Raw genomic sequence first — 21,728 nt, 5'->3', positions numbered from 1 at the left:
CTGGCGGAACCGGCATTTGGGCTTATGCTGTGATCAGAATAATAATGCTCGCCGCATGAGACATGACACGTCATGCGGTGGCTTTCTGGTGTTGTGCAGGGCTACCCCTGCCGTCCAGACAGGTGCAGGCTCCATGACACTCCCCCTGTCGCGCGCTGGCCGTGTCCGTGTCATGAGAGTTTCGCCCACGTGATGACCGCCGAATGGCAAGGACTGCCTGATGTTGAGTGTTGCTCGTGCCTGGTTGCGTCAAGAACCGCGTCTGCTCGCTGTCGAGCATCGCCGTTTCTATCATGCCTATCTGTGGGTCTATCTGATGGTGCTGGGCCTTTATGTGGCCTGGCTGCCTGTCTTCATGGTGCTCAAGGCACCACGCCTGGCGTTCGCCAGCGGGATCATGGTGCTGGTGGGGCTGCTGGGGGTGCTGTTGCATCGTCAGCATCACATGCTGATGGCTCTGGTGCTGGTACTGGGCAGTCTGACGTTGATGACCTGGCTTGCCTCCTACTGCTTCGGCAATGCCGCCGGCTACGAGTATTACTTCTTCATCGTGATGGCCGGTATCCATCTTGCTCCCCTGTCAGGCAAGGTGCGTGTCATCAGCACGCTGTCTCTCTTCGTCGCTGCAGTGCTGTCGCTGATGGTGGCCTCTCAGCATGTTTCCGATGGCTTCATCCCTGTCTGGATCATGCAGTCATTCAACCTGTTTGCCGTCTTCATGCTGATGGTCACCTTCCTGTGGCGCATGCTGGCACTCACCGAACACTTCGAACGCCAGTACCGCCAGGATGCCAGTCGCGATGAGCTGACCGGGCTGTTCAATCGGCGCCAGACCCTGCGCCAGGCGGAAAAATGGTGGCAGGACGCCGTGCCCTGCTCGGTATTGATGATGGATGTGGATCACTTCAAGCAGATCAATGATCTGCGGGGGCATGCGGCAGGTGATGAGGCCCTGAGACAGATCGGGCGCCTGCTCAATGCCACACTGCGCCAGGGGGATAGAGCAGGGCGTATCGGTGGTGAGGAGTTTCTGGTGCTGTTGCCGCGCAGCGGGCGCGGCGAGGCGATTTCCGTGGCGGGACGGATACGTTCCCTGCTGGCCAGCTCGCCGCCACAGTTTGCGGGAAGCACCGTGCCGGTCACCGTCTCGATAGGGGTCGCCGTCAGTCATGAGTGTGAATCACTGGATGACCTGCTGCAGCTGGCGGATCGTCGCCTGTACCACGCCAAGCATCAGGGGCGCGACCGGGTGGTAGCGGGGGGGGAGCGGCAGCAGGAAAGGGAAGGCGAGTCATGCAGCCTCTTGGCTGCCCCTGAGACGGCGCGCCAGGGGGATCAGGGTGAGCCCCCGGCAGAACATGGGCACTTTGCCGACAGGACACTCGTGGGGTGATTCGAGGCTGTCTTGCGCTCTCGAGTCGCTCTTCAGTTCTCGAGCGTGTGCCGGCCCAGGCCTGACAGGCAGCGCTCGATGGCTCTCGCCAGACGGCGCGCCACGGGCGTACACAGCACCCAGGGCAGAATGATCAGTGCAATGCTGAGCGAGCCCAGATAGACATCACTGAACCAATGGGCACCCACCATGATGCGTGGGGCACTCAATATCACCACGAATGCCAGACTCCACAGCGCGATGCGTCGTGGGGCGAAGGCCCACATGTAACCGGCGAAGACCATCAGCATCAAGCCGTGATCCCCCGGGAAGCTGTTCGAGGCCGAGTCCTTGGTCTTGAAGGACACCAGGTCGGAGAGATGCTGTGCGTGCTGGAAGACGCGAGTCGGACTGGCATGGCCGTAGCTGATGGCGCGCAGCACGAACAGCGAGATGATACCGGCGGTCAGCAGCATGGTGATGCCGAGGCTAGCCCAGCGCCGGTAGCGGTCGGGGCGCGAATCCTCAAGCATCGCCCAGCAGAACAGGACACCCATCAGGCCGAAGGCCGCAGCATCGAAGAACCGCGTGTTGAGAAGCCCCAGCAGGGTATCCCAGTGCGGATTGAGTGGCGAGATGAGGTGATTGAATGCCCAGAATACCCGGCCGTCCAGATCGGGCCAGAAATCCAGTGCCGGTACCCACCAGCTGATCAGCAAGGCGAATCCTGTGGCATTGAGTGCCAGTAGTCGTCTGGTCAGCATCTCCGTCCCTCCTGGTGCAGATGGTGCGAGGTATCATCAAGCATCAGCAAGCGATCCCTATCGCTGCCTTCACGGCGTATGGTAATTTCAAAGGCTCTTCAAGAAACACTGTTTTCGAATGTTCCAGGAGAGAAGCATCGTTGCGTCAGACGCGATCTGGCGGGCTATCGTCTCGCAAGCCAGTCGGCCTGTCGGGACCGGGATGGCGCAGGGCATCAAGGGGCTTGTGGTTTGCGCGACGGGTCTGCATGCTCGCGCCCGATCGTTTCATCAATGCCTGACATCGAGGCAGGCTCATCACGGGGGATCTCTTCATGAGCGTCATCTTGCGCCGTCTATCACTTGCCACTTCGCTGGCGATCGCGACATCCCTGCTGGCCGGCTGCGCGGTCAGTCACTCAGGCGCGACGGACGCCGGGCAGGGCGGTGGGAGCGGTGCCGGCAGTGCAAGTCCTGCGCTGGTCGGTACCCCCTGGAGCTTCTCGAAGACCGAGGAGGGCAGCGAGGCGCCCAATTTCCTGTTGCAGGCCCCGACACCGGAGCAGCTGGCGGATGAAGAGGATGACCGCCTGCGTCTGGTGGGCAGCAATGGCTGCAATCGTCTGATGGGGCCGGTGGTACTGGATGAGTCTCGCCAGACCCTGGAGATCGGCCCGCTGGCCTCGACCATGAAGATGTGCCCCAATCCGGAGCAGTCCAATGCCTTCAATCGCATGCTGGAGGAGGTGGCTCGCTATCAGATCGTCGGCAGTGGCGAGAGCGCTCGCCTGCGTGTGATGGATGACACCGGCTACCTGCTGGCGACCTTCATGCCCGTCGCGGCCAGCGACGACTGAGCGCCTGCGACGACTGAGCGCCTGCGCCGACTCCCGTGACATGCCCGGAATGAAGAAAGCCCCCGGCACCTTTCGGTGCCGGGGGCTTTTGCCTGCGATCAAGACGAGTGTGGCTTACAGCGCTTCGATCTTGGCGCGCTGACTTTCCAGCAGTGCAAGCTCCGCCTGGGCATCGGCCAGCTTGGCGCGCTCCTTCTCGACCACATCGGCCGGTGCGCGACCGACGAACTTCTCGTTGCCGAGCTTGTTCTCGAGACCGGTGATGACCTTCTGCTGCTTCTCGTGTTCCTTGTCGATGCGCTTGAGCTCGGCTTCCTTGTCGATCAGGCCGGCCATCGGCACCAGCACTTCCAGCTCACCGACACGCTGAATGGCGGACATCGGGGCTTCGTCGCCCGCCGCCAGGAAGGTGATGCTTTCCAGACGGGCCAGCTTGGACAGGAACAGACGATTGGCTTCCAGACGCTCGGCATCGCCGTCGGCCCCGTTCTGCAGGTAGACCTCCAGCGGCTTGCCCGGGGACAGGTTCAGCTCGTTGCGGATATTGCGCACCGCGATGATGATGCCCTTGAGCCACTCGATGTCACGGATGGCCTGCTCATCGATCCGCTCGGCGTCGGCCTGTGGCCACGCCTGGCTCATGATGCTCTCGCCTTCCACCGGCTTGCCGGCGTGAGGCGCGATGCGCTGCCAGATCTCCTCGGAGATGAACGGCATCATCGGGTGGATCAGGCGCAGGATGGTCTCGAGCGCGCGCACCAGGGTGCGACGCGTGCCGCGCTTGGCTTCCGCGCTGGCGTTCTCGTCCCACAACACCGGCTTGGACAGCTCCAGATACCAGTCGCAGTACTCGTTCCAGATGAACTCATAGAGCGCCTGGGAGGCGTGGTCGAAGCGGAACTCTTCCAGCGCGCGGGTGACCTGCTGCTCGGTCTGCTGCAGGCGCGCGATGATCCAGCGATCGGCCAGTGACAGCTCGACGGCTTCGCCGTTGACGCCGCAATCCTGGTCCTCGGCATTCATCAGCACGTAGCGCGCCGCATTCCACAGCTTGTTGCAGAAGTTGCGATAGCCATCGAGACGGCCCATGTCGAACTTCACGTCACGCCCGGTGGAAGCCAGTGACAGCAGGGTGTAGCGCAGCGCATCGGTACCGTGCGGCTCGATGCCTTCCGGGAACTCGTTGCGCGTGGCCTTGGCGATCGCCTTGGCCTTCTTGGGCTGCATCATGTTGCCGGTACGCTTCTCGACCAGCTCATCCAGGCCGATGCCGTCGATCAGGTCGATGGGATCGAGGACGTTGCCCTTGGACTTGGACATCTTCTGCCCGAGGCTGTCGCGCACCAGACCATGCACGTAGACCTTGCGGAACGGCACTTCACCCTTGAACTTCAGGGTGAACATGATCATCCGCGCCACCCAGAAGAAGATGATGTCGAAGCCGGTGACCAGCACGTCGGTGGAGTGGAAGGTCTTGAGTTCTTCGGTGTCCGCCGGCCAGCCGAGGGTGCCGAAGGTCCACAGCGCAGAGCTGAACCAGGTGTCGAGGACGTCTTCGTCCTGACGCAGTTCGACGTCGGCACCCAGCTGGTTCTCGGCGCGGACTTCTTCCTCGTTGCGGCCGACATAGACGTTGCCGTCGTTGTCATACCAGGCCGGAATGCGGTGGCCCCACCACAGCTGACGCGAGATGCACCAATCCTGCAGGTCGCGCATCCACGCGAAGTACATGTTCTCGTAGTTCTTGGGCACGAACTCGATGTCGCCGTTCTCGACCGCCTCGATGGCCGGGCGTGCCAGCTCCTCGACGGCCACGAACCACTGGTCCGTCAGCAGCGGCTCGATGACGTCGCCGGAGCGGTCACCGTGGGGCAGGGTGTTGTTGATGGTCTCGACCTGCTCCAGCAGACCCCGCGCGTCCATGTCGGCGACCAGCTTCTCGCGCGCGACGAAGCGATCCAGACCGGCGTAGGCGGCCGGCAGGCTGGCGTCTTCCTGGGGCTGCGGACGTCCCTGCAGGTCGTAGATCTCGGCGCGCTCCAGGATGGTGGCATCCTGGCTCATCACGTTGATCAGCAGATGGCCCTGACGCTTGCCGACTTCGTAGTCATTGAAGTCGTGTGCCGGAGTGATCTTGACGCAACCGGAGCCCTTTTCCATGTCGGCGTGTTCATCGGCGACGATGGGGATGCGACGGCCGACCAGCGGCAGTTCGATGAACTTGCCGACCAGGCTTGCGTAGCGTTCATCCTTGGGATTGACGGCCACGCCGGTGTCACCCAACAGGGTTTCCGGGCGCGTGGTGGCGACGACGACGTAGTCCTTGCCATCGGCGGTCTTGACGCCATCGGCGAGCGGATAGCGGAAGTGCCAGAAGCTGCCTTGCTGATCACGGTTCTCGACTTCGAGATCGGAGATCGCGGTGTGCAGGGTCGGGTCCCAGTTGACCAGACGCTTGCCACGGTAGATGAGGTCTTCCTTGTGCAGGCGCACGAAGACTTCCTGCACGGCCTTGTAGAAGCCATCGTCCATGGTGAAGCGCTCGCGGCTCCAGTCGATGCTGGTGCCCATGCGACGCAGCTGACGCGTGATGTTGCCGCCGGACTCTTCCTTCCACTCCCAGATCTTGTCGGTGAAGGCTTCGCGACCCAGATCATGACGCGTCTTGCCTTCTTCGGCGGCGACCTTGCGCTCCACCAGCATCTGCGTGGCGATGCCGGCGTGGTCGGTGCCTACCTGCCACAGGGTGTTGCGACCCTGCATGCGACGCCAGCGTACCAGGGTGTCCATGATGGAATCCTGGAAGGCATGGCCCATGTGCAGGGAGCCGGTGACGTTGGGCGGCGGGATGACCAGTGAGAAGCTCTCGCCCTGGCCTGACGGCGCAAAGCGATTCTCGGATTCCCAGCGCTCGTACCAGCGCGTCTCGATGGCGTTCGGTTGGTAGGTCTTGTCCATGGGTCTGCAAATGATCCGGTTGGGCGGGACGTCCCGCGCCGGCTCAGTGAGCGGGGCAGCGCAGGCAGAAAATGGGCTCGATTATAGCGCCGCTGATGTCAGGCGTCATTCGGTCTTGGCGTGCAGGCTCTTGTGGCCCTCGCCAAGGGGACGGTTTCACAAAGCAGGCAACATCCACGCAATGATGCCGTATCCTGACGCAACCTGCTGACGCCGAGGTGCCTCGCCTCGGAGTCTCCCTCCTGTTCCTGCTCGCGGAGCCGCAATGTCCAAGCCTCGCCCCACGGATGGTGCACCTCGTCCGACCCGTCGCTGGGTCTGGCATGAACTGCTGCGTCATGCACTGGTGCCACTGCTGGTGATGGAGGTGGCGCTGCTGGGCGGTTATCTGGGCTTGCACTGGCTGGTCGCGCAGCAGCAGGAAGCGACCCGTGAAGACCTGATCCGCACCCAGCTTGAGCAGCTGAGCCGTTATGAGGCGGAGCATGCCGGCATGGTGGTGGAGGATTGGCGCAGGGAAGTGCAGCAGCTGGCACACTCGGCACTCCGCGAGATGGATGCTCCCATCGCGCCGGGCGAGCGTGTCCGAGAGATGGCGCGTCATGTCTTCAGTGAGGATGGCACCCTCTACGTGGCCGAGGATGACGGGGAGGCCGGCTCCTATTATTCGTCGCTGGCCCCCAGTTATCTGCAGGACTACGGCAAGGTGGCACGGCTGTCGCGGCTGGATACGGTCATGCAGGACATGCTCGAGATCCGTCCCGAGCTGCGTCAGGCGTGGTTCTCCAGCTACGACGGCTATTTCCGTATCAAGCCGTGGATCGACACCCACGGCATCTTCACCCCCGGGGTGGATCTCACCAGCTACGGCTTCTATTACCTGGCCGATGATCGCAACAATCCCACGCGTGAGCCGGTCGTGACGCCGGCCTATCAGGACCCCGTCGGGGGAGGCTGGCTGATCTCGACCCTGATGCCGGTGCATCGCGGGGACTTTCTTGAGGGTGTCGTCGGTATCGATGTCACGCTCGATGCGCTGGCGAGGCATCTCGAGAGCACGCGACTTCCCTGGAACGCCTACCTGGTGCTGGTGAGTGGCAACAGCGTACTGGCCATGCCCGAGGCCGGTCAGAAGGATTTCGGGGTGCATGTCCCTCCGCGGATCGAGCCGACCCCGTTGACGCATGACCGCTTCCTGGAAACGGCACGTGATCAGAGCAAGTCGCCGGAGATGGTGCGCCTGCTGCATGGTATCGACGATGCTCCCCATGGCATGCGCAAGATACCGCTGCTCGCCGGTGAGCGGCTGGTGGCGTGGTATCCGGTGGCGGGGACGGACTGGCGGCTGCTGGCCGTGGTGGACCCGCAGCAGGTGGAAAGCGGCATCCAGCACTGGAATACGCGCTTCAATCAGTTGGGTTACGTGATGCTGGTCGGCCTGATCGCCTTCTTCCTGGTCCTGCTGGTGGTGATGCGCTGGCGGGCGGAATCCATGGCCACCACGCTTTCCGAAGCCCTGGAACGCTTGAGTGACATGGCGCTGCGCATCGGTCGCGGACAGCCGGTGGTGCGTCAGCGTTTTGCCTTGCAAGAGCTTGATCAGGCGGGGGAAGCCCTGCGGGAAGCCGCATTGCGGCGTGATCAGATCGAGCTCGAACGCGCCGAGGATGCCCGGCATGTCGAGATGGTGATGGCGGCCTCCGGTGATGCGACCTGGCGGTATGACTTCGAGCGTGATGATCTCCACTTCCACGAGAACTTCTTCCTGATGATGGGGCTCCCCATCCAGGCCAGCATGCATCTGGCCGATCTCGATGCCATGACTCACCCGGAGGATCTGGCGGGGATGCTGGAATCCCGCTGGCGCGTGTTGCATGGCGACAGCTGGGCCGAGGCGCGTGACGTGCGTTACCGCCATGCCGACGGCAGCTGGGTGTGGATGCAGGTGCGAGGTCAGGTGACCCGCCGCGATGGTGACGGACGACCGCTGCGTGCCACGGGGGTGGTGCTGGACATCCAGCGTCACAAGCAGACGCTGCAGGTGCTGGAAGCGGCACGTGACAGCGCCACCGAGGCAAGTCAGTCCAAGTCGCGGTTCTTCTCGAGCTTCAGTCACGAGATCCGCACGCCCCTCAATGCCATCCTGGGCTTCACTGACCTGCTGGCGGACGAATCGTCCCTGACGCGCGAACAGCGTCGCTATGTGGATGAAGCGGGCCACGCGGCAAGCCAGCTCTCGGCGCTGATCGAGGACGTGCTGCAGATGTCGAGCCTTGAAGCGGGAGAACTGCCCCTCGATTGCCAGCCTCTGTCGATCGGCCAGCACCTGATTCGCCTCGTCAGTCAGTACCAGCCGCGGCTGGACCAGGCGGAACTGACGCTGTCACTGGCGCTGGAAGAGGCGTCGCTGTGGCTGAATGCCGATCGCCGTCGTCTGGACCAGATTCTCGGCAACCTGATGGGGAATGCCATCAAGTACAACCGCGCGGGCGGCTGGATACGTCTCGCTCTCGGACGCGGTATCGACTCCCACGGCCAGGAGATGGCCTGGGTGGATGTCGAGGATGGTGGCTTCGGGTTTGACCCGAATCAGGCGGCTCAGCTGTTCCAGCCTTTCTCGCGTCTGGGTCGCGAGGATTCGGGAATCGAGGGCACGGGCCTCGGGCTTGCGCTGTCGCGTGAGCTGGCGCGGCGGATGCAGGGGGAGATCACCGCGCAGAGCGTACTGGGCGAGGGGGCCTGTTTCCGGGTATGGCTGCCGTTGGCGGATGTCAGTGCCCATGAACAGGTCGTGAAGGCGGCATGGTCGGCAGATCAGGCGCTGCCAGTGGCGTGTCGCTGGCTGGTGATCAGCACGCGCGCGGAGGACAGACTGCGCCTGGAAGTGATCGGCAGCCATGTCGCCAATCTGGACATCATCACTGCCAGCAGCGCGGCTCAGGCCTTGCGCCTGGTGCGTGATGTCAGCCCCTGCATGGTGATCTTCGGAGACGTCGCCGACATGAGCGTGGCGTCGCTGTTCAGCGAGATCCAGCGTCTGCCGCGTGAGGCGCCGTTGTGGGCTGTGCGTATTGGCGAGCGAACGGGTGCGGAAGCCGATGGCCTGCCGCCGGAATTCTTTGCGGTGGGGGAGAGTCCCCCCGGCATGCAGGACGTCGAGCACTGGATCGAGTGGCTGATCGTGCGTTTTCGCGAGTTTCTCGAGGCCCGGGGGCAAGGCGGGGAACGCGAGCGCTGAGTCGGCTGACAGCGCCACTGCCATCTGTCGGCGTCAGCTCACGCCCTTGAGCTGATGCGAACGCACCGCATAGCCACGTGACTTGTAGGTACGCCAGCATTCGCGCTTGGTGACCAGCACATCCTGATGCTGGTTGATGATCTCGGCGACGCGCTCGAAACGCGAGAACCACTCGGGGATCTCGGGGTGCAGATTGAGCAGTGCCTCGATGCCCGGTGCCGGCGCGTCCTGCCAACCGATGGTCACGGGCGGACGTGGCACGTCATCGGCGTGTTCTGCCTCGCGCGCCGCGAGATCCAGATCGATATCCAGCGCATGGGGTACGAAGCTCTCGGGGCGGAACTGCCACAGGTGCTCATCGAACTGACGCGCCATCGCCTCATCCTCGACATGCACGTGCAGGCGGAACCCCTTGGCATGGATGGTCTCGGCCAGACGGCAGGCGAATTCCAGCCGGGCTTCCAGCGTGGTATCGGGCAGGATGTAGAAGTCGATCTGGGTCATGGGCACCGCTCGTGGCAAGAGTTCGCGAGCGCTCAGGATACCGCACTCGCCACGTGGCTTCGATGCAGGAGGGACTCGGTACGCATCGGAAAGCGCGATATCTTCGCGTCTGCAAACATGAAGGCCCGCCTCTTGCGAGGCGGGCCTTCATGTTGTCGTCTGGCATGGGCCACAGGGCTTACGCCAGGCGGGTCATCCAGCCACGCGTGTCTTCGGCGCGACCGTATTGAAGGTCCAGCAGCTGGCGACGCAGACGCATGGCCACGTCGCCGGCATTGGCGGTCAGATCCAGACGCGCGTCTTCGCTGACCAGCTCGCCCACCGGGGTGATGACGGCGGCGGTACCGCAGGCGAACACCTCGGTGATCTCACCGGAGGCGATACCTTCGCGCCACTCGTCGATGCTGACCGGGCGCTCTTCCGGCGTCAGGCCGAGATCACCCGCCATGGTCAGGATGGAGTCACGGGTGACACCTTCCAGAATGGTGCCGGTCAGACGCGGCGTGACCAGACGACCATCCTTGAAGACGAAGAACAGGTTCATGCCACCCAGTTCCTCGACCCACTTGTTCTCGGCGGCATCCAGGAAGACGACCTGATCGCAGCCATTGGCGGTAGCTTCGCTCTGGGCCGCCAGGGAGCCGGCATAGTTGCCGCCACACTTGGCAAAACCGGTGCCACCGGCCGCCGCACGGTTGTAATGCGAGGACAGCCAGATGGAGACGGGCTTGATGCCACCCTTGAAGTAGGCGGCCACCGGCGAGGCGATCACGTAGTAATCGACTTCACGCGACGGACGCACACCGAGGAAGGCTTCGCTGGCGATCATGAACGGGCGCAGGTAGAGGCTGCACTCATCGCTGGCGCTGGCGGGGGTCGGTACCCAGGCGCTGTCCTGTGCGAGCAGGGCCTTGAGCGAGCCGACGAAGTCCTCGTCGGAGAGCTCCGGCAGTGCCAGGCGGCGGGCGGAGTTGCGGAAGCGTGCCGCGTTCTTCTCGGGACGGAAGGTCCACACCGAGCCGTCTTCATGACGATAGGCCTTGATGCCTTCGAAGATTTCCTGGGCGTAGTGCAGTACCGAGGCGGCGGGGTCGAGGCTCAGCGGGCCATAGGGGCGGACTTCATGGCCGTGCCAGCCGCCATCGGCGGTCCAGCGGACGTGTGCCATGTGGTCGCTGAAGTGACGGCCGAAGCCGGGATTGGCCAGGATGGTGTCGCGAATGGCAGCATCCGCCGGTTGCGTGGACGCGCGGACGTCGAAGCCTTTGGTCACGTGGGTGTCTCCGTAGCAGCGAGACCCCCGGCGCGAAACGCCGGGGGTCGAATCATTTTTATAGGACCTCTGGGGTCAGCGGTGCCGAGTGGCGTGCCGACCCGCGTGTCTCAACGCTAGCACGCCATCGAGAGCATGCGAAGCCTCAGAGCGTCTCTTCCTGGGCGGCATTGAGTTCCGCTTCGCGATCCAGCAGATACTGGGTCAGCAGGCCCACCGGGCGGCCGCTGGCACCTTTCTGCTTGCCGGACTGCCAGGCGGTGCCGGCGATGTCCAGGTGCGCCCACGGGAAGGTGTCCGCGAAGCGGGACAGGAAGCAACCTGCGGTGATCATGCCGGCTTCACGGCCACCGATGTTGGCGATGTCGGCGAAGTTGGAATCCAGCTGTGCCTGATACTCGTCCCACAGCGGCATGTGCCAGGCGCGGTCCCAGGCTTCTTCCCCGGCATCCAGCAGATCCAGCGCCAGGTCATCATCGTTGGAGATCAGGCCGGTGGCGTGATTGCCCAGCGCGATGACGCAGGCGCCGGTCAGGGTGGCGATGTCGACGACGCTGGCCGGCTCGAAGCGCTCGGCGTACGTCAGGGCGTCGCACAGCACCAGGCGGCCTTCGGCGTCGGTGTTGAGGACTTCGACGGTCAGGCCCTTCAGGGTCTTGATGATGTCGCCCGGCTTGGTGGCACGGCCGTCCGGCATGTTCTCGGCGCTGGCCACGATGGCGACCACGTTGAGCTTGGGCTTGAGTGCCAGCACGGTGCGCATGGTGCCGAAGACGCTCGCCGCGCCGCCCATGTCGTACTTCATCTCGTCCATGCCGGCGCCCGGCTTCAGCGAGATGCCACCGGTATCGAAGGTGATGCCCTTGCCGACCAGCACGTGCGGTGCCTCGTTCTCGTCTTCCGCGCCGCGGTATTCCATCACGATCAGACGGCTCGGCTCTTCACTGCCACGGCCGACCGAGAGCAGTGACAGGGCGCCAAGCTTCTCGAGTTCTTCCTCACCCAGCACGGTCACCTTCAGTGCGCCTTCGGAGGTGCTGCCCAGTTGCTCGGCACGCTCGCCCAGATAGGTCGGGGTGCAGATGTTGCCCGGCAGATTGCCCAGGGTGCGGGCTTCGTTGACCCCTTCGCCGATGGCCGCGCCAATACGCAGACCCGCTTCCAGTTCTTCCTGCTGACTCTTGTCGGCACTTACCACGCTCAGACGGGTCAGAGAGGCAGGCTCGCCCGGCTGACTCTTCATCTCGGTGAAACGGTAGGCGTTGCGCAGCGCGCTCTCGGCGATCATGCGTGCCTTCCATGCGGCGTCGCGCAGCTCGATATCGAGGCCGACTCCCGCGAAGGCGGCGTCTTCCACCGGCAGCTTGAGCAGTGCTGCCATGGCGGCGTCCAGCCCGCGCTTGTAGCGGCTCTCGTCGAGTTTCTCGGCCTTGCCGAACCCGGCCAGCAGCAGGCGCTGTGCGCCGAGCCCCGGGGCGAAAGGCAGCAGCAGGGTGTTGCCCAGCTCGGCCTTGAAGTCGCCGCGTTCGATCAGCTGGGAAATCAGCTTCTCGCTGGCGTCGTCCAGACGTGCCGCGGCGCCTTCGAGTTCGCCTTCAATGACGGGAACCACCAGGCAGGCGGTCTCTAGCTGGGCCGGATTGACAGTGACAACAGGAAATTCCATGACAACTCCACGCGGGCGAGTAAGGGATACGAAAATGAGGATAGCGTCAGACCGAAGCGGGTCGGGCGTGTCGCGATATCCGGGGTCAGGCATCCAGGTCCGGCAGGGGCGGATGTGAAGAGGCTCTGCCGTCCATCGGTGTCTGACCGAGCATGACCTTTGAATGGGGACACTGGCCGCTGATGGCAAGCATCTCCCGGTGCCGTCCATCATGCGGAAGATCATGTGCCTGTCGCAAGGCATGGCCGCGACAAGGCTGCATGCTTTCTGGATAATGCTCGAGCATGCCCTTGCGGGGCTCGGTACGCCCAGTGTCATCGACACTCGATCGCACCGGGCCGAGGCGCAAGTGCAGGCCGGATGCCCAGTGTACGCAAAGGCGGTTCGGCATGCATGAGGGATGGTGCATCTTCATGTGTCCCGTATCGTGTCTTCACCGGCTATCATCGTTCTGGTCAACACGCTCGATTGCGAGTGGGAAACAGGAGTTTCATTTGATCATCTTCCGCTACCTGACACGCGAGATTCTCACCACCATGGCCGCGGTGGCCGGGGTGTTGATGCTTGTCATCATGGGCAGCCGATTCATCCGCTATTTCAGTGACGCGGCAGAGGGGGACTTCCCGGCCTCGATTCTCGGCAGCCTGATGCTCTATCACCTGCCGGGGTTCTTCGAGTTGCTGTTGCCGCTGTCCTTCTTCCTGGCCGTGCTGCTGGCCTTCGGTCAGCTGTACATGAACAGTGAGATCACCGTGCTGGTGGCCTGCGGTGTCGGCCCGGAGCGTCTGCTGCGCGTCACCTTGCTGCCGGCACTGCTGATCACGGCGCTGGTGGCGGCCTGCAGCCTCTACCTGACGCCGGCTGGCGCGCTGAAGAACGAGATGTTGCTGGAGCTTCAGAAGCAGAAGACCGACTTCTCGGTGCTGGGCGCGGGACGTTTTCAGCAAATCGGCGATCGCACCGTCTATGCCGAGAGCATGAGTGACGACAACAGCGAACTGAAGCACGTCTTCATCGCCGAGCGTGGCAATGACGGGGCCACCCGCCGCGATGACAGCGAACCGAGTCAGTCGGTGGTGCGCGCCGAGCGCGCCTTCCAGGACGTCAGCGAGGAGACCGGCAGTCGCTATCTGGTGCTGGCGGATGGCTCACGCTACGCGGTGGAGCCGGGCAAGTCGGCTTCACAGCGACTGGGCTTCGAGCGTTATGCGGTGCGGGTCAGCGAGGGGCAGAGCGAGGCAAGCCTCAAGGATGACATCGAACTCGTCTCCACCCGAGAGCTGTTGGCCACGCAGACGCCCGAAGCCCAGGCCCAGCTGCAATGGCGTATCTCTCTGCCGTTGATGGTGCCGATCCTGATGCTGATCGGTCTGCCACTGGCACGCGTCAATCCGCGCCAGGGCCGCTTCGCGCGTCTGTTGCCGGCCATCTTCGTGCATATCACCTACCTCAGCTTGCTGATCGCGGCTCAGAATGCCGTCGCGTCCGGCAAATATCCGGCCGCGATCGGCCTGTGGCCCATTCACGGCGTCTATCTGGCGCTTGGCCTCTGGCTGAGCTGGCGCGACAACCGCGGAGGTGGCCGCTGATGCTGCTTGATCGTCTCGACCGTTACATCGCGCGCAACGTGCTGCTGGCCATGCTGGTGGTACAGGTACTGATCCTCGGGCTTGATCTGATGATCACCTATATCAATGACCTGGGCGATGTCGAGGGGGATTACGGTGCCCTTGAGGTCTTGCTCTACCTGTTGATGAGGCTACCGTCACGTTTCTACGAATTCGTGCCGGTAGGGGTGCTGCTGGGGGCCTTGATCGGCTTGGGCAGCATGGCATCCAGCAATGAGCTGACCATCATGCGTGCGGCGGGCCGCTCCTTGACGCGCATCCTGTGGGGCGTGATGAAGCCGCTCGGGCTGGTGATCGCCATTACCATGGCCGTGGGAGAGTACGTGGCGCCTGTCACCGAGATGCAGGCCGATGCCTGGCGCGCCGAGAAGCAGCAGGGGGCGGGTGCCGTCTATGCCGAAGGCGGTGGCTGGCAGCGTGAGGGCAACAACTTCTATCGCTTCGGTTCGATCCGCAGTGATGATGTGGTGCTCAACGTGACCCGCTATCAATTCGATGATGATCAGGAGCTCAAGCAGGCCATGTACGCCCGGCGTGCTGTCTGGGAGGACGACCATTGGACGCTGGAGGCGGTGGAAACCACGGTCTTCGAGCGTGAAGGCGGCGAGGTGGCCTCCACGCGTGTCGAGCAGCAGGACTCACGCCAGTGGGATACCCGATTGACGCCGGACCTGCTCAAGCTGGTGATCACCGAACCCAAGCAGCAATCCGCCTCTGATCTGTGGCGCTACGCCAGCTATCTGAAGGGGCAGGGTCTGTCCGCCAACCAGCCATTGCTGTACTTCTGGCAGAAGATCCTGCAACCGCTGACGCTGGCAGCGCTGGTGCTGGTGGCAGCGTCCTTCGTGTTCGGGCCGTTGCGCACCGTGGCAGCCGGGACGCGCGTGTTCTACGGGATCATCGTCGGTCTGCTGTTCAAATACCTGCAGGACCTGCTGGCACCGGCCTCGGTGGTCTTCGGGTTCGCGCCCATTTGGGCAGTACTGGCCCCCACGATCGCCTGTTACGTGATCGGCCTGCTGCTGATTCGTCGCAGTGGCTAGGGCACGGTGCCCGGTGGCCCGGCGCTGCTTCGCGCAGCAGGGCGTGCGCCCAGCCGGGCTGATGCGGCGTCTGGGTGGATTGGTGTATGACACCTTTCTGGTAGTGGCGCTGTTGATCGTGCTGGGGTTCGTGGGGGTGGCCGCGAATGGCGGTGAGGCCAATCAGTCGCCATTGTTCCGCTCGCTTCTGCTGGTGGCGATGTTCGCCTTCTTTGCCTACTTCTGGAGTCGAAGTGGCATGACGTTGGGCATGCAGGCCTGGCGGCTGAGGCTGCAGACGCCGGAAGGCTGCGCACCGACACTGCCTCAGTGTCTGCTGCGTTTTCTGGTTGCCGGTCTCTCGCTGGGATGCGGTGGACTGGGGTATCTCTGGCAGCTATGGGACCCTGAACACCGCAGCTGGCACGACATCGCCTCAGGCACGCGCGTGGTGGTGGTGCCGAGGCCCAGCCGAGCGTGACGGCCCGGTAGGCGCCGCCCTTGCGGGTGTCGTGCAAGGGCGGCGTGCAGGAATCGCCGTGAAAGGCATGCCGAATGCCGGAAAACACAACGCCCCGCCAGTCATCGACTGGCGGGGCGTTGTGTCTGTCAGGGGTGCAGGACGTGAATCAGACGCCCAGCAGACTATCGAGACGCGTGATGATGCGGTCGACCGTGGCGCGTGACACGACCAGGCTGTCTTCCTGTGCCGCAGTTTCCGGCAGCTCACGTGGCAGGTCGAGTACCGCGTTGCCCATGCCCTCGAAGCGCACGCCATCACGATAGCGCACGAAGGGCAGCTGGCCGATGGGGCGCTGACCGTCGTGGTCGAGGCGGGCCAGGCGTGTGAAGGCACTGACCGTGTCCAGCACCGGTGCGCTGGTCAGCGGCAGGTGGGTCAGGCGCCATGCCAGCCAGTCGTCCACTTCGACGGCTTCGTCACGCAGGGTGGCGAACCAGTGACGTGCCTGATCCAGGCGATAGCGGGCACGGCCCTGCTTGTCCAGCCACAGGACGTCGGCACTGGACTGACGCGGACTTTCCAGCTCGCCGGGCAGGTACAGCCAGGCCTCGGTAAGGCGATGCAGCGCGCCCGGCAGTGGCTCATCGAGGGTACGCTCGTTGAGCGAGTCCAGTGCAGCATTCAGGTCGCCCTGTTCGGCACTGCTTTCACTGTTGGCGTAACCGACGTTGTAGCGCCAGACGCGATCGGAGATTTCCTGGGTGACGACGTGATCGTGCGGCAGTGCGATGTGACTCATCAACTCACGTGCGTTGCAGCTCTCGTCCACCAGGCCTTCGCGACGCGCCTCGCGATAGAGATTGCGCAGCAGCGGATTGAGCGGCAGGCGGTGATGGTCCCCGAAGCAGCTGCCGGCATCGCGAACGGCGTCGAGATTGAGCGGCAGGTGGGAGGCGGCGTGATGTTCGGCGGTAGCGATGGATGCGGACATTGGGTCAGGACTCCTTGCAGTTTGGCAGTAGGCGAAACGAACGGACAGCAGACGGATTCGGGCCGGTCACGGCATCATCATGTCGCCCATCATCGGCATGCCGATGGGCCGAGTCAGGATGGAGGGCGTCGACGGAATCTCTTGCAGTGTCCTGTTCATGTGCTTTTCCTGATTGCCTGGCAGGTCGTGGCAGTCATTTGCCGTCGCCTTGCTGCGTGTGGGTCATCGTCATGAACGGCAGCGTTCTGGCGAAGTGACGCTAGCAGGAGGCGAGTGACCTGCCTGAACCATTGGATGTCGATGGCTCATTATTTTTTGTTGCGACTTGATTCTTTTCTGCATAATAAAACGTTATACATCTTAGCGTCCCTGTCCCAAATCGCAACCCCTGCCTTAGGCAGGTGACTCCCTTCTTTATACGGTGGGCGCTTTCATCGATGCAACGGATTTGAGAGCAGTGGATTTGAAAGCAATGGTTTGAGAACAGCGGGTTGAGGAAAGCGGGGAGAACGGCGGGTCGAGAACCGTCACGCGGCTCTGGGCGGACGTTCACATCCCGCAGCAGCAATTCATGGCGCCGACGGTGGAAGACGGGGTAATGCAAGTGGTTGATATGTCATGCAAATGAGAATTTTTTGCAGTCAGGTGTTGCGCATCTTTCTGCGAATCATTTACATTTGTCTCACTTGGAGTGAGCGAGGTGAGCCATGTACGTCTGTCTGTGCAAGGGTGTATCAGACCACAAGATCCGTGAAGTCGTGGAGCAGGGGGCGCGCAGCTTCCGTGAGGTCCGCGAGCAGACCGGGTGTGCGACCCAATGTGGAAAATGTGCCTGCATGGCCAAGACGATCACCCGTGAAGCCGTGGCACGCGAAATGATGCCGGCTGACGACCTCGCCTACGCGGTCTGATGTCAGGGTAGCTTGCCTCTCCAGGCCTGGATTGCCCTGTCGATGCAGCACAGCGCCACGAGTCCATGTCATTCAAACGCCAGAGGCCCGATCACATGATCGGGCCTCTGGCGTTTTCGCATGCCGCTCCTTGCCGGGAGAGCTCATCTTTCCAGCTATCCTCTCTCGCACTTTCCTTTCTCGCACTTTCCTTTCTCGTGCTTTCCTCTCCCGGGCTTTCATCGCTTGTACGCTCACCGGTGTCCGTCTGCATATGACAACGCGGATACCAATCTTTCCCATTTGCGCCTAAAAGTCGATAACTTGTTGTCATGTCTCGAAAAATTCATGGTTTTGCGCCATACTTGCCGGACCTGACGAAGCGGGGCGAGTGCCTGAGACGCCTCACCCCCGACGGCCCCTGACACCGGCATGCATGCCGGTCGCCGACGACAACGAGACCGCACCGGACAAGAGAGGAATGGCGACATGAAAGGCGATCCCAAGATCATCGAGCATCTCAACACCATACTGGGCAACGAGCTGGTAGCCATCAATCAGTACTTCCTGCATGCGCGCATGTACAAGGACTGGGGGCTCAAGCGCCTGGCCAAGTGGGAATATGACGAGTCCATCGAAGAGATGCGTCATGCGGACACCCTGATCGAGCGCATCCTGTTCATGGAAGGCCTGCCCAACCTGCAGGACCTCGGCAAGCTGCGTATCGGCGAGAACACCAAGGAAATGCTCGAGTGCGATCTGGCGCTGGAGCACCAGGCACATGGTGATCTGAAAGAAGCGATCGCCTATGCCGAGCAGGTCCGCGATTACACCTCACGTGATCTCTTCCGCAAGATCCTCGACGACGAGGAAGAGCATATCGATCACCTGGAGACCGAGCTGGGTCTGATCGAGAAGGTCGGTATCGAGCTCTACCTGCAGAAGCAGATTCATCACGAGATCGACTGATTCCAGGCGCGGCTTTCCAGGTCGTGACAGGAACGAAAACGCCCCCGCTGCCATCGGCAGCGGGGGCGTTTTGTCTTCAGTGGCGCAGAACCGGCTTACTTGCCCAGGTCATTGACCAGCAGCGCCTCGACGGCTGCGATGCGCGCGTCGAGACTGGCCTGGTCGGCGGCCAGCACCGTGATGTGACCGATCTTGCGGCCGGCTCGCGGTGCCTTGCCGTAGTCATGCAGGCGAGCACCGGGAATGGCCAGCACGGCATCGCGCTCTGGCATGCGCCCGATGATGTTGAGCATCGCGCAGGGGGCCAGCAGGGCTGTCTCGCCCAGCGGCAGGCCGGCGACGGCGCGCAGATGGTTCTCGAACTGGCTGGTGACCGCGCCCTCGATGCTCCAGTGACCGGAGTTGTGCACGCGCGGGGCGATCTCGTTGGCCAGCAGGCGCTCGCTGCCGTCCGCTTCCTTGACCACGAAGAACTCGAAGGCCATCACGCCCACGTAGTCGAGTTCGTGCATCACCTTGAAGGCAGCCGCCTCGGCCTCGGCCTGCAGGTCATGCGCGGCCAGCGGTGTGGCGCAGTGCAGGATACCGCTGCGGTGCTCATTGCGGGACAGCGGCCAGGCGCGTGTCTCACCGTCACGACCGCGTACCGCGATCACCGAGACCTCGTGATCGAAGGCGATGAAGCCTTCGAGAATCAGCGGCACGCTGCCGAGTTCGGAGAAGGTGTCGGCCACGTCCGCCATCTCGCGCAGCACCTTCTGACCCTTGCCGTCGTAGCCCAGCGTACGTGTCTTGAGGACGGCAGGCAGGCCGATGGTGGCCACCGCGCTTTCCAGATCGGCCTGGCTGTCGACCAGCGCCAGCGGCGGCACCTCGATGCCCAGACGCATGAACAGCGACTTCTCGTTCCAGCGATCCCGCGCGGTATCCAGCGCGCCGGCCGGGGGATAGGTCGGACGCTCTGCCGCCAGGCGCTCGACGGCGTCGGCGGGCACGTTCTCGAACTCGAAGGTGATGGCATCGGAGGCCGCCACCAGCTGTGTCAGAGCGGCGTCATCCTGCCAGTCGGCGCGCAGATGATGGCCATGCACGCGGCCACACGGCGAGTCGGCGGGATCAAGAAAGGTGAAGCGGGCATTGAGGGCGGCACCAGCCTGAGCCAGCATGCGACCCAGCTGACCACCACCGACGATACCGAAGCGGATCGGTTCGCTCATGATTCACTGGCCTCCATGCGACAGGCTGGGAGCATCGGGACGCGGGTCCGGATTGTCCAGCACGCGGTCGGTCTGCTCGGCGCGGAAGTTGATGAGCGCCGTGCGGATGGCCGGATACTTGTTGGCCAGCTGGCTGGCAGCCAGCAGCGCCGCATTCACGGCACCGGCACGACCGATGGCCAGGGTGCCGGTGGGGATGCCGGCGGGCATCTGCACGATGGAGAGCAGAGAGTCGACGCCAGACAGCATGCTGGACTGCACCGGCACGCCCAGCACCGGCAGCCAGGTCTTGGCGGCACACATGCCCGGCAGGTGGGCGGCGCCACCGGCTCCGGCGATGATGACCTCAAGACCACGCTCCGCGGCGGTGTCGGCATAATCGAACAGCAGGTCAGGCGTGCGATGGGCAGAGACGACCTTGACCTCGTGTTCGATCCCCAGGGCTTCCAGGGTCTCGACCGTATGGCACATGGTCGCCCAATCCGATTTTGATCCCATGATGACACCAACCAGTGCGCTCATGCTTCCTCCGCTCTTGACGTGGTATGAACCAGCTCACAGCCACCGCCAGCGCATGCTGGACGGCCCGCTGTGTGGGCGTGGTCGAGGTGGCCGGGCCGTGATGGCCAGTCCCACCTCAATGCGTATGTCTGGAAAAACAAGCGGCGCAGTATAGCACCGAGCCTGAGAGGCGGCATGCACCTGTCCGGTCGGTCAGCTTATGGGCGCCACCGACCGGCGAGGCTCAGCAGGACCATTGCGTGACCAGCGCGAAACGCGGCACTGGCTCGCCCTGGATCTCGACATTCTCCATGAACATGCTCAGTGGGCGCACCCACAGGCCACATTCGCCGTAGAGGGCGCGGTAGACCACCAGCAGCTCTTCCGTCTCGCTATGACGACTGGTGCCGATCACCTCGTATTGCGCGCCCTTGTAGTGGCGGTAGAGCCCCGGCACGGGACGATTCTCGGGCAGCGGCGGCATGGGAGGCAGCTCTGACATGATGATTTCCTTGATGGGCAAGACAGTTGGCGCGGTCGCCCGGCGCGATCAGGCGTCGGGCGCGGGCTTGAGAGCGTTGGCCGGCGTGGCCTTGGCACCGCGGCGTGCGATGCGCGCCAGGGCGCGCGCACTGGCGGTGAAGCCGAAGCTTCCGGTGACGAAGGTGGCGGCGCCGAAGCCGGCGGCGCAATCCAGACGCGTGGCGCTGTCGCCGGGTTTGGTGGCGCAGACCTCGCCATCGGCACCGGGGTAGGTCAGCTGCTCATCGGAGTAGACGCACTCGACATCGAAACGGCGCTTGAGATTGCGACTGAAATGGTAGTCGCGGCGCAGCAGGGAGCGAACGCGCGCCAGCAGCGGGTCCTGCTCGGTACGGGCAAGATCCGCGATCTGGATGCGTGTCGGGTCGAGCTGGCCACCGGCACCGCCCGTCACGGTCAGCCCCAGCTTGCGACGCTTGCACCAGGCGATCAGCGCCGTCTTGGCGGGCACGCTGTCGATGGCATCGATGACGTGATCCAGCTCATCGTGGATCAGCTCGGCCAGGTTGTCCGGGGTGACGAAGGCCGAGATGGCGTGAATCTTCATCTGCGGTGCGATCAGCTGGCAGCGCTTGGCCAGCACCTCGACCTTGGGACGGCCGATCTGGCCATCCAGCGCATGCAGCTGACGATTGACGTTGGAGACGCAGACGTCGTCGAGGTCGATCAGCGTCATCTCGCCGATGCCGGAGCGTGCCAGCGCCTCGGCGCTCCAGCTGCCGACCCCGCCGACCCCGACCACCGCGACATGCGCGTGACGGAAGTGGGCGAAGGCGCTGGCGCCGTAGAGGCGACGAATGCCGCCGAAACGGAAGTCGTAATCGTCCGCCGCCGGTGCCTCGGCGTCGGTGGCGAAGAAATCCGCCAGCATGCGTTCGCTGGCAGAGGGCGCG

At 63.4% G+C, this 21,728-nt stretch carries 18 protein-coding genes; 8 read left to right on the top strand and 10 right to left on the bottom strand.

Annotation, left to right across the window (positions count from 1 at the left end; all coding sequences use genetic code 11):
• The first annotated feature begins 220 nt into the window (after nucleotides 1–220).
• Nucleotides 221–1,393, top strand: a complete 1,173-nt coding sequence (locus QD228_RS06225; RefSeq protein WP_279874800.1) for a GGDEF domain-containing protein — start codon at nucleotides 221–223, stop codon at nucleotides 1,391–1,393.
• A 32-nt stretch (nucleotides 1,394–1,425) separates the two neighbouring features.
• Here QD228_RS06225 and QD228_RS06220 read toward each other — a convergent pair whose 3' ends face one another.
• Nucleotides 1,426–2,136, bottom strand: coding sequence for a phosphatase PAP2 family protein (locus QD228_RS06220; RefSeq protein WP_279874799.1), 711 nt, complete (start codon nucleotides 2,134–2,136; stop codon nucleotides 1,426–1,428).
• 314 nt (nucleotides 2,137–2,450) lie between these two features.
• Between QD228_RS06220 and QD228_RS06215 the strand changes: the two genes are divergently transcribed.
• Nucleotides 2,451–2,972, top strand: coding sequence for an META domain-containing protein (locus QD228_RS06215; protein ID WP_279874798.1), 522 nt, complete (start codon nucleotides 2,451–2,453; stop codon nucleotides 2,970–2,972).
• Between the two features lie 114 nt (nucleotides 2,973–3,086).
• Here QD228_RS06215 and QD228_RS06210 read toward each other — a convergent pair whose 3' ends face one another.
• The gene (locus QD228_RS06210) at nucleotides 3,087–5,930 is read right to left on the bottom strand and encodes a valine--tRNA ligase (RefSeq protein ID WP_279874797.1); all 2,844 of its coding nucleotides are present in this window, start codon (nucleotides 5,928–5,930) and stop codon (nucleotides 3,087–3,089) included.
• Nucleotides 5,931–6,195: 265 nt separating this feature from the next.
• Here QD228_RS06210 and QD228_RS06205 point away from each other — a divergent pair, with 265 nt between their 5' ends.
• Nucleotides 6,196–9,168 carry an ATP-binding protein gene (locus QD228_RS06205; protein ID WP_279874796.1) on the top strand — a complete coding sequence of 991 codons (2,973 nt, stop codon included), beginning with the start codon at nucleotides 6,196–6,198 and terminating at the stop codon, nucleotides 9,166–9,168.
• Nucleotides 9,169–9,201: 33 nt separating this feature from the next.
• Here the strand turns inward: QD228_RS06205 and QD228_RS06200 are convergent, their stop codons facing one another.
• The 3 genes from QD228_RS06200 to QD228_RS06190 form a co-directional block, all read right to left on the bottom strand.
• A complete protein-coding gene (locus QD228_RS06200) occupies nucleotides 9,202–9,672 on the bottom strand; it encodes a DNA polymerase III subunit chi (protein WP_077378736.1) in 471 nt (156 codons plus the stop codon).
• A gap of 178 nt (nucleotides 9,673–9,850) precedes the next feature.
• Entirely contained in the window at nucleotides 9,851–10,945 is a 1,095-nt protein-coding gene (locus QD228_RS06195) for a branched-chain amino acid aminotransferase (RefSeq protein ID WP_084209423.1), read from the bottom strand.
• 145 nt (nucleotides 10,946–11,090) lie between these two features.
• Complete coding sequence (locus QD228_RS06190) at nucleotides 11,091–12,611, bottom strand: leucyl aminopeptidase (RefSeq protein WP_141392388.1); 1,521 nt, start codon at nucleotides 12,609–12,611, stop codon at nucleotides 11,091–11,093.
• Nucleotides 12,612–13,105: 494 nt separating this feature from the next.
• On the opposite strand from QD228_RS06190, the gene lptF reads away from it, so the two are divergent.
• The 3 genes from lptF to QD228_RS06175 are packed head-to-tail and all read left to right on the top strand — an operon-like array spanning nucleotide 13,106 to nucleotide 15,742.
• The gene (gene lptF / locus QD228_RS06185) at nucleotides 13,106–14,200 is read left to right on the top strand and encodes an LPS export ABC transporter permease LptF (RefSeq protein WP_169477242.1); all 1,095 of its coding nucleotides are present in this window, start codon (nucleotides 13,106–13,108) and stop codon (nucleotides 14,198–14,200) included.
• Nucleotides 14,200–15,282 carry an LPS export ABC transporter permease LptG gene (gene lptG, locus QD228_RS06180; RefSeq protein ID WP_077378750.1) on the top strand — a complete coding sequence of 361 codons (1,083 nt, stop codon included), beginning with the start codon at nucleotides 14,200–14,202 and terminating at the stop codon, nucleotides 15,280–15,282. The genes lptF and lptG overlap by 1 nt, the downstream gene beginning before the upstream one ends.
• Before the next feature lie 13 nt (nucleotides 15,283–15,295).
• Nucleotides 15,296–15,742, top strand: coding sequence for an RDD family protein (locus QD228_RS06175; protein ID WP_279874794.1), 447 nt, complete (start codon nucleotides 15,296–15,298; stop codon nucleotides 15,740–15,742).
• Between the two features lie 148 nt (nucleotides 15,743–15,890).
• On the opposite strand, the gene QD228_RS06170 is transcribed toward QD228_RS06175, so the two are convergent.
• Nucleotides 15,891–16,715 carry a hypothetical protein gene (locus QD228_RS06170; RefSeq protein ID WP_279874793.1) on the bottom strand — a complete coding sequence of 275 codons (825 nt, stop codon included), beginning with the start codon at nucleotides 16,713–16,715 and terminating at the stop codon, nucleotides 15,891–15,893.
• Between the two features lie 707 nt (nucleotides 16,716–17,422).
• On the opposite strand from QD228_RS06170, the gene QD228_RS06165 reads away from it, so the two are divergent.
• Nucleotides 17,423–17,626 carry a bacterioferritin-associated ferredoxin gene (locus QD228_RS06165; RefSeq protein WP_077378756.1) on the top strand — a complete coding sequence of 68 codons (204 nt, stop codon included), beginning with the start codon at nucleotides 17,423–17,425 and terminating at the stop codon, nucleotides 17,624–17,626.
• A 468-nt stretch (nucleotides 17,627–18,094) separates the two neighbouring features.
• Nucleotides 18,095–18,574, top strand: coding sequence for a bacterioferritin (gene bfr / locus QD228_RS06160; protein ID WP_077378759.1), 480 nt, complete (start codon nucleotides 18,095–18,097; stop codon nucleotides 18,572–18,574).
• A gap of 95 nt (nucleotides 18,575–18,669) precedes the next feature.
• On the opposite strand, the gene QD228_RS06155 is transcribed toward bfr, so the two are convergent.
• The 4 genes from QD228_RS06155 to tcdA form a co-directional block, all read right to left on the bottom strand.
• A complete protein-coding gene (locus tag QD228_RS06155; RefSeq protein ID WP_279874792.1) occupies nucleotides 18,670–19,791 on the bottom strand; it encodes a 5-(carboxyamino)imidazole ribonucleotide synthase in 1,122 nt (373 codons plus the stop codon).
• A 3-nt stretch (nucleotides 19,792–19,794) separates the two neighbouring features.
• Nucleotides 19,795–20,313, bottom strand: a complete 519-nt coding sequence (gene purE, locus QD228_RS06150) for a 5-(carboxyamino)imidazole ribonucleotide mutase (protein ID WP_077378762.1) — start codon at nucleotides 20,311–20,313, stop codon at nucleotides 19,795–19,797.
• A gap of 223 nt (nucleotides 20,314–20,536) precedes the next feature.
• The gene (locus tag QD228_RS06145; RefSeq protein WP_240499615.1) at nucleotides 20,537–20,794 is read right to left on the bottom strand and encodes a DUF1653 domain-containing protein; all 258 of its coding nucleotides are present in this window, start codon (nucleotides 20,792–20,794) and stop codon (nucleotides 20,537–20,539) included.
• A 48-nt stretch (nucleotides 20,795–20,842) separates the two neighbouring features.
• A complete protein-coding gene (tcdA, locus tag QD228_RS06140) occupies nucleotides 20,843–21,706 on the bottom strand; it encodes a tRNA cyclic N6-threonylcarbamoyladenosine(37) synthase TcdA (RefSeq protein ID WP_279874842.1) in 864 nt (287 codons plus the stop codon).
• Nucleotides 21,707–21,728: the final 22 nt, after the last annotated feature.

This window comes from Cobetia sp. 3AK (genome assembly GCF_029846335.1).
Taxonomy (GTDB): Bacteria; Pseudomonadota; Gammaproteobacteria; order Pseudomonadales; family Halomonadaceae; genus Cobetia; species Cobetia marina.
The sequence above is the reverse complement of the archived record's forward strand: the minus strand, read 5'-3'. Positions and strand labels throughout refer to the sequence as shown.

Bases quoted from the DNA above. Each gene is read 5' to 3' on its own strand.
- QD228_RS06205 (WP_279874796.1), top strand. From the start codon at position 6,196: ATGTCCAAGCCTCGCCCCACGGATGGTGCACCTCGTCCGACCCGTCGC.
- QD228_RS06210 (WP_279874797.1), bottom strand. From the start codon at position 5,930: ATGGACAAGACCTACCAACCGAACGCCATCGAGACGCGCTGGTACGAG.
- QD228_RS06155 (WP_279874792.1), bottom strand. From the start codon at position 19,791: ATGAGCGAACCGATCCGCTTCGGTATCGTCGGTGGTGGTCAGCTGGGT.
- QD228_RS06170 (WP_279874793.1), bottom strand. From the start codon at position 16,715: ATGTCCGCATCCATCGCTACCGCCGAACATCACGCCGCCTCCCACCTG.
- purE (WP_077378762.1), bottom strand. From the start codon at position 20,313: ATGAGCGCACTGGTTGGTGTCATCATGGGATCAAAATCGGATTGGGCG.
- lptG (WP_077378750.1), top strand. From the start codon at position 14,200: ATGCTGCTTGATCGTCTCGACCGTTACATCGCGCGCAACGTGCTGCTG.
- QD228_RS06165 (WP_077378756.1), top strand. From the start codon at position 17,423: ATGTACGTCTGTCTGTGCAAGGGTGTATCAGACCACAAGATCCGTGAA.
- bfr (WP_077378759.1), top strand. From the start codon at position 18,095: ATGAAAGGCGATCCCAAGATCATCGAGCATCTCAACACCATACTGGGC.
- QD228_RS06200 (WP_077378736.1), bottom strand. From the start codon at position 9,672: ATGACCCAGATCGACTTCTACATCCTGCCCGATACCACGCTGGAAGCC.
- QD228_RS06190 (WP_141392388.1), bottom strand. From the start codon at position 12,611: ATGGAATTTCCTGTTGTCACTGTCAATCCGGCCCAGCTAGAGACCGCC.
- QD228_RS06215 (WP_279874798.1), top strand. From the start codon at position 2,451: ATGAGCGTCATCTTGCGCCGTCTATCACTTGCCACTTCGCTGGCGATC.
- QD228_RS06220 (WP_279874799.1), bottom strand. From the start codon at position 2,136: ATGCTGACCAGACGACTACTGGCACTCAATGCCACAGGATTCGCCTTG.
- tcdA (WP_279874842.1), bottom strand. From the start codon at position 21,706: ATGCTGGCGGATTTCTTCGCCACCGACGCCGAGGCACCGGCGGCGGAC.
- QD228_RS06145 (WP_240499615.1), bottom strand. From the start codon at position 20,794: ATGTCAGAGCTGCCTCCCATGCCGCCGCTGCCCGAGAATCGTCCCGTG.
- QD228_RS06225 (WP_279874800.1), top strand. From the start codon at position 221: ATGTTGAGTGTTGCTCGTGCCTGGTTGCGTCAAGAACCGCGTCTGCTC.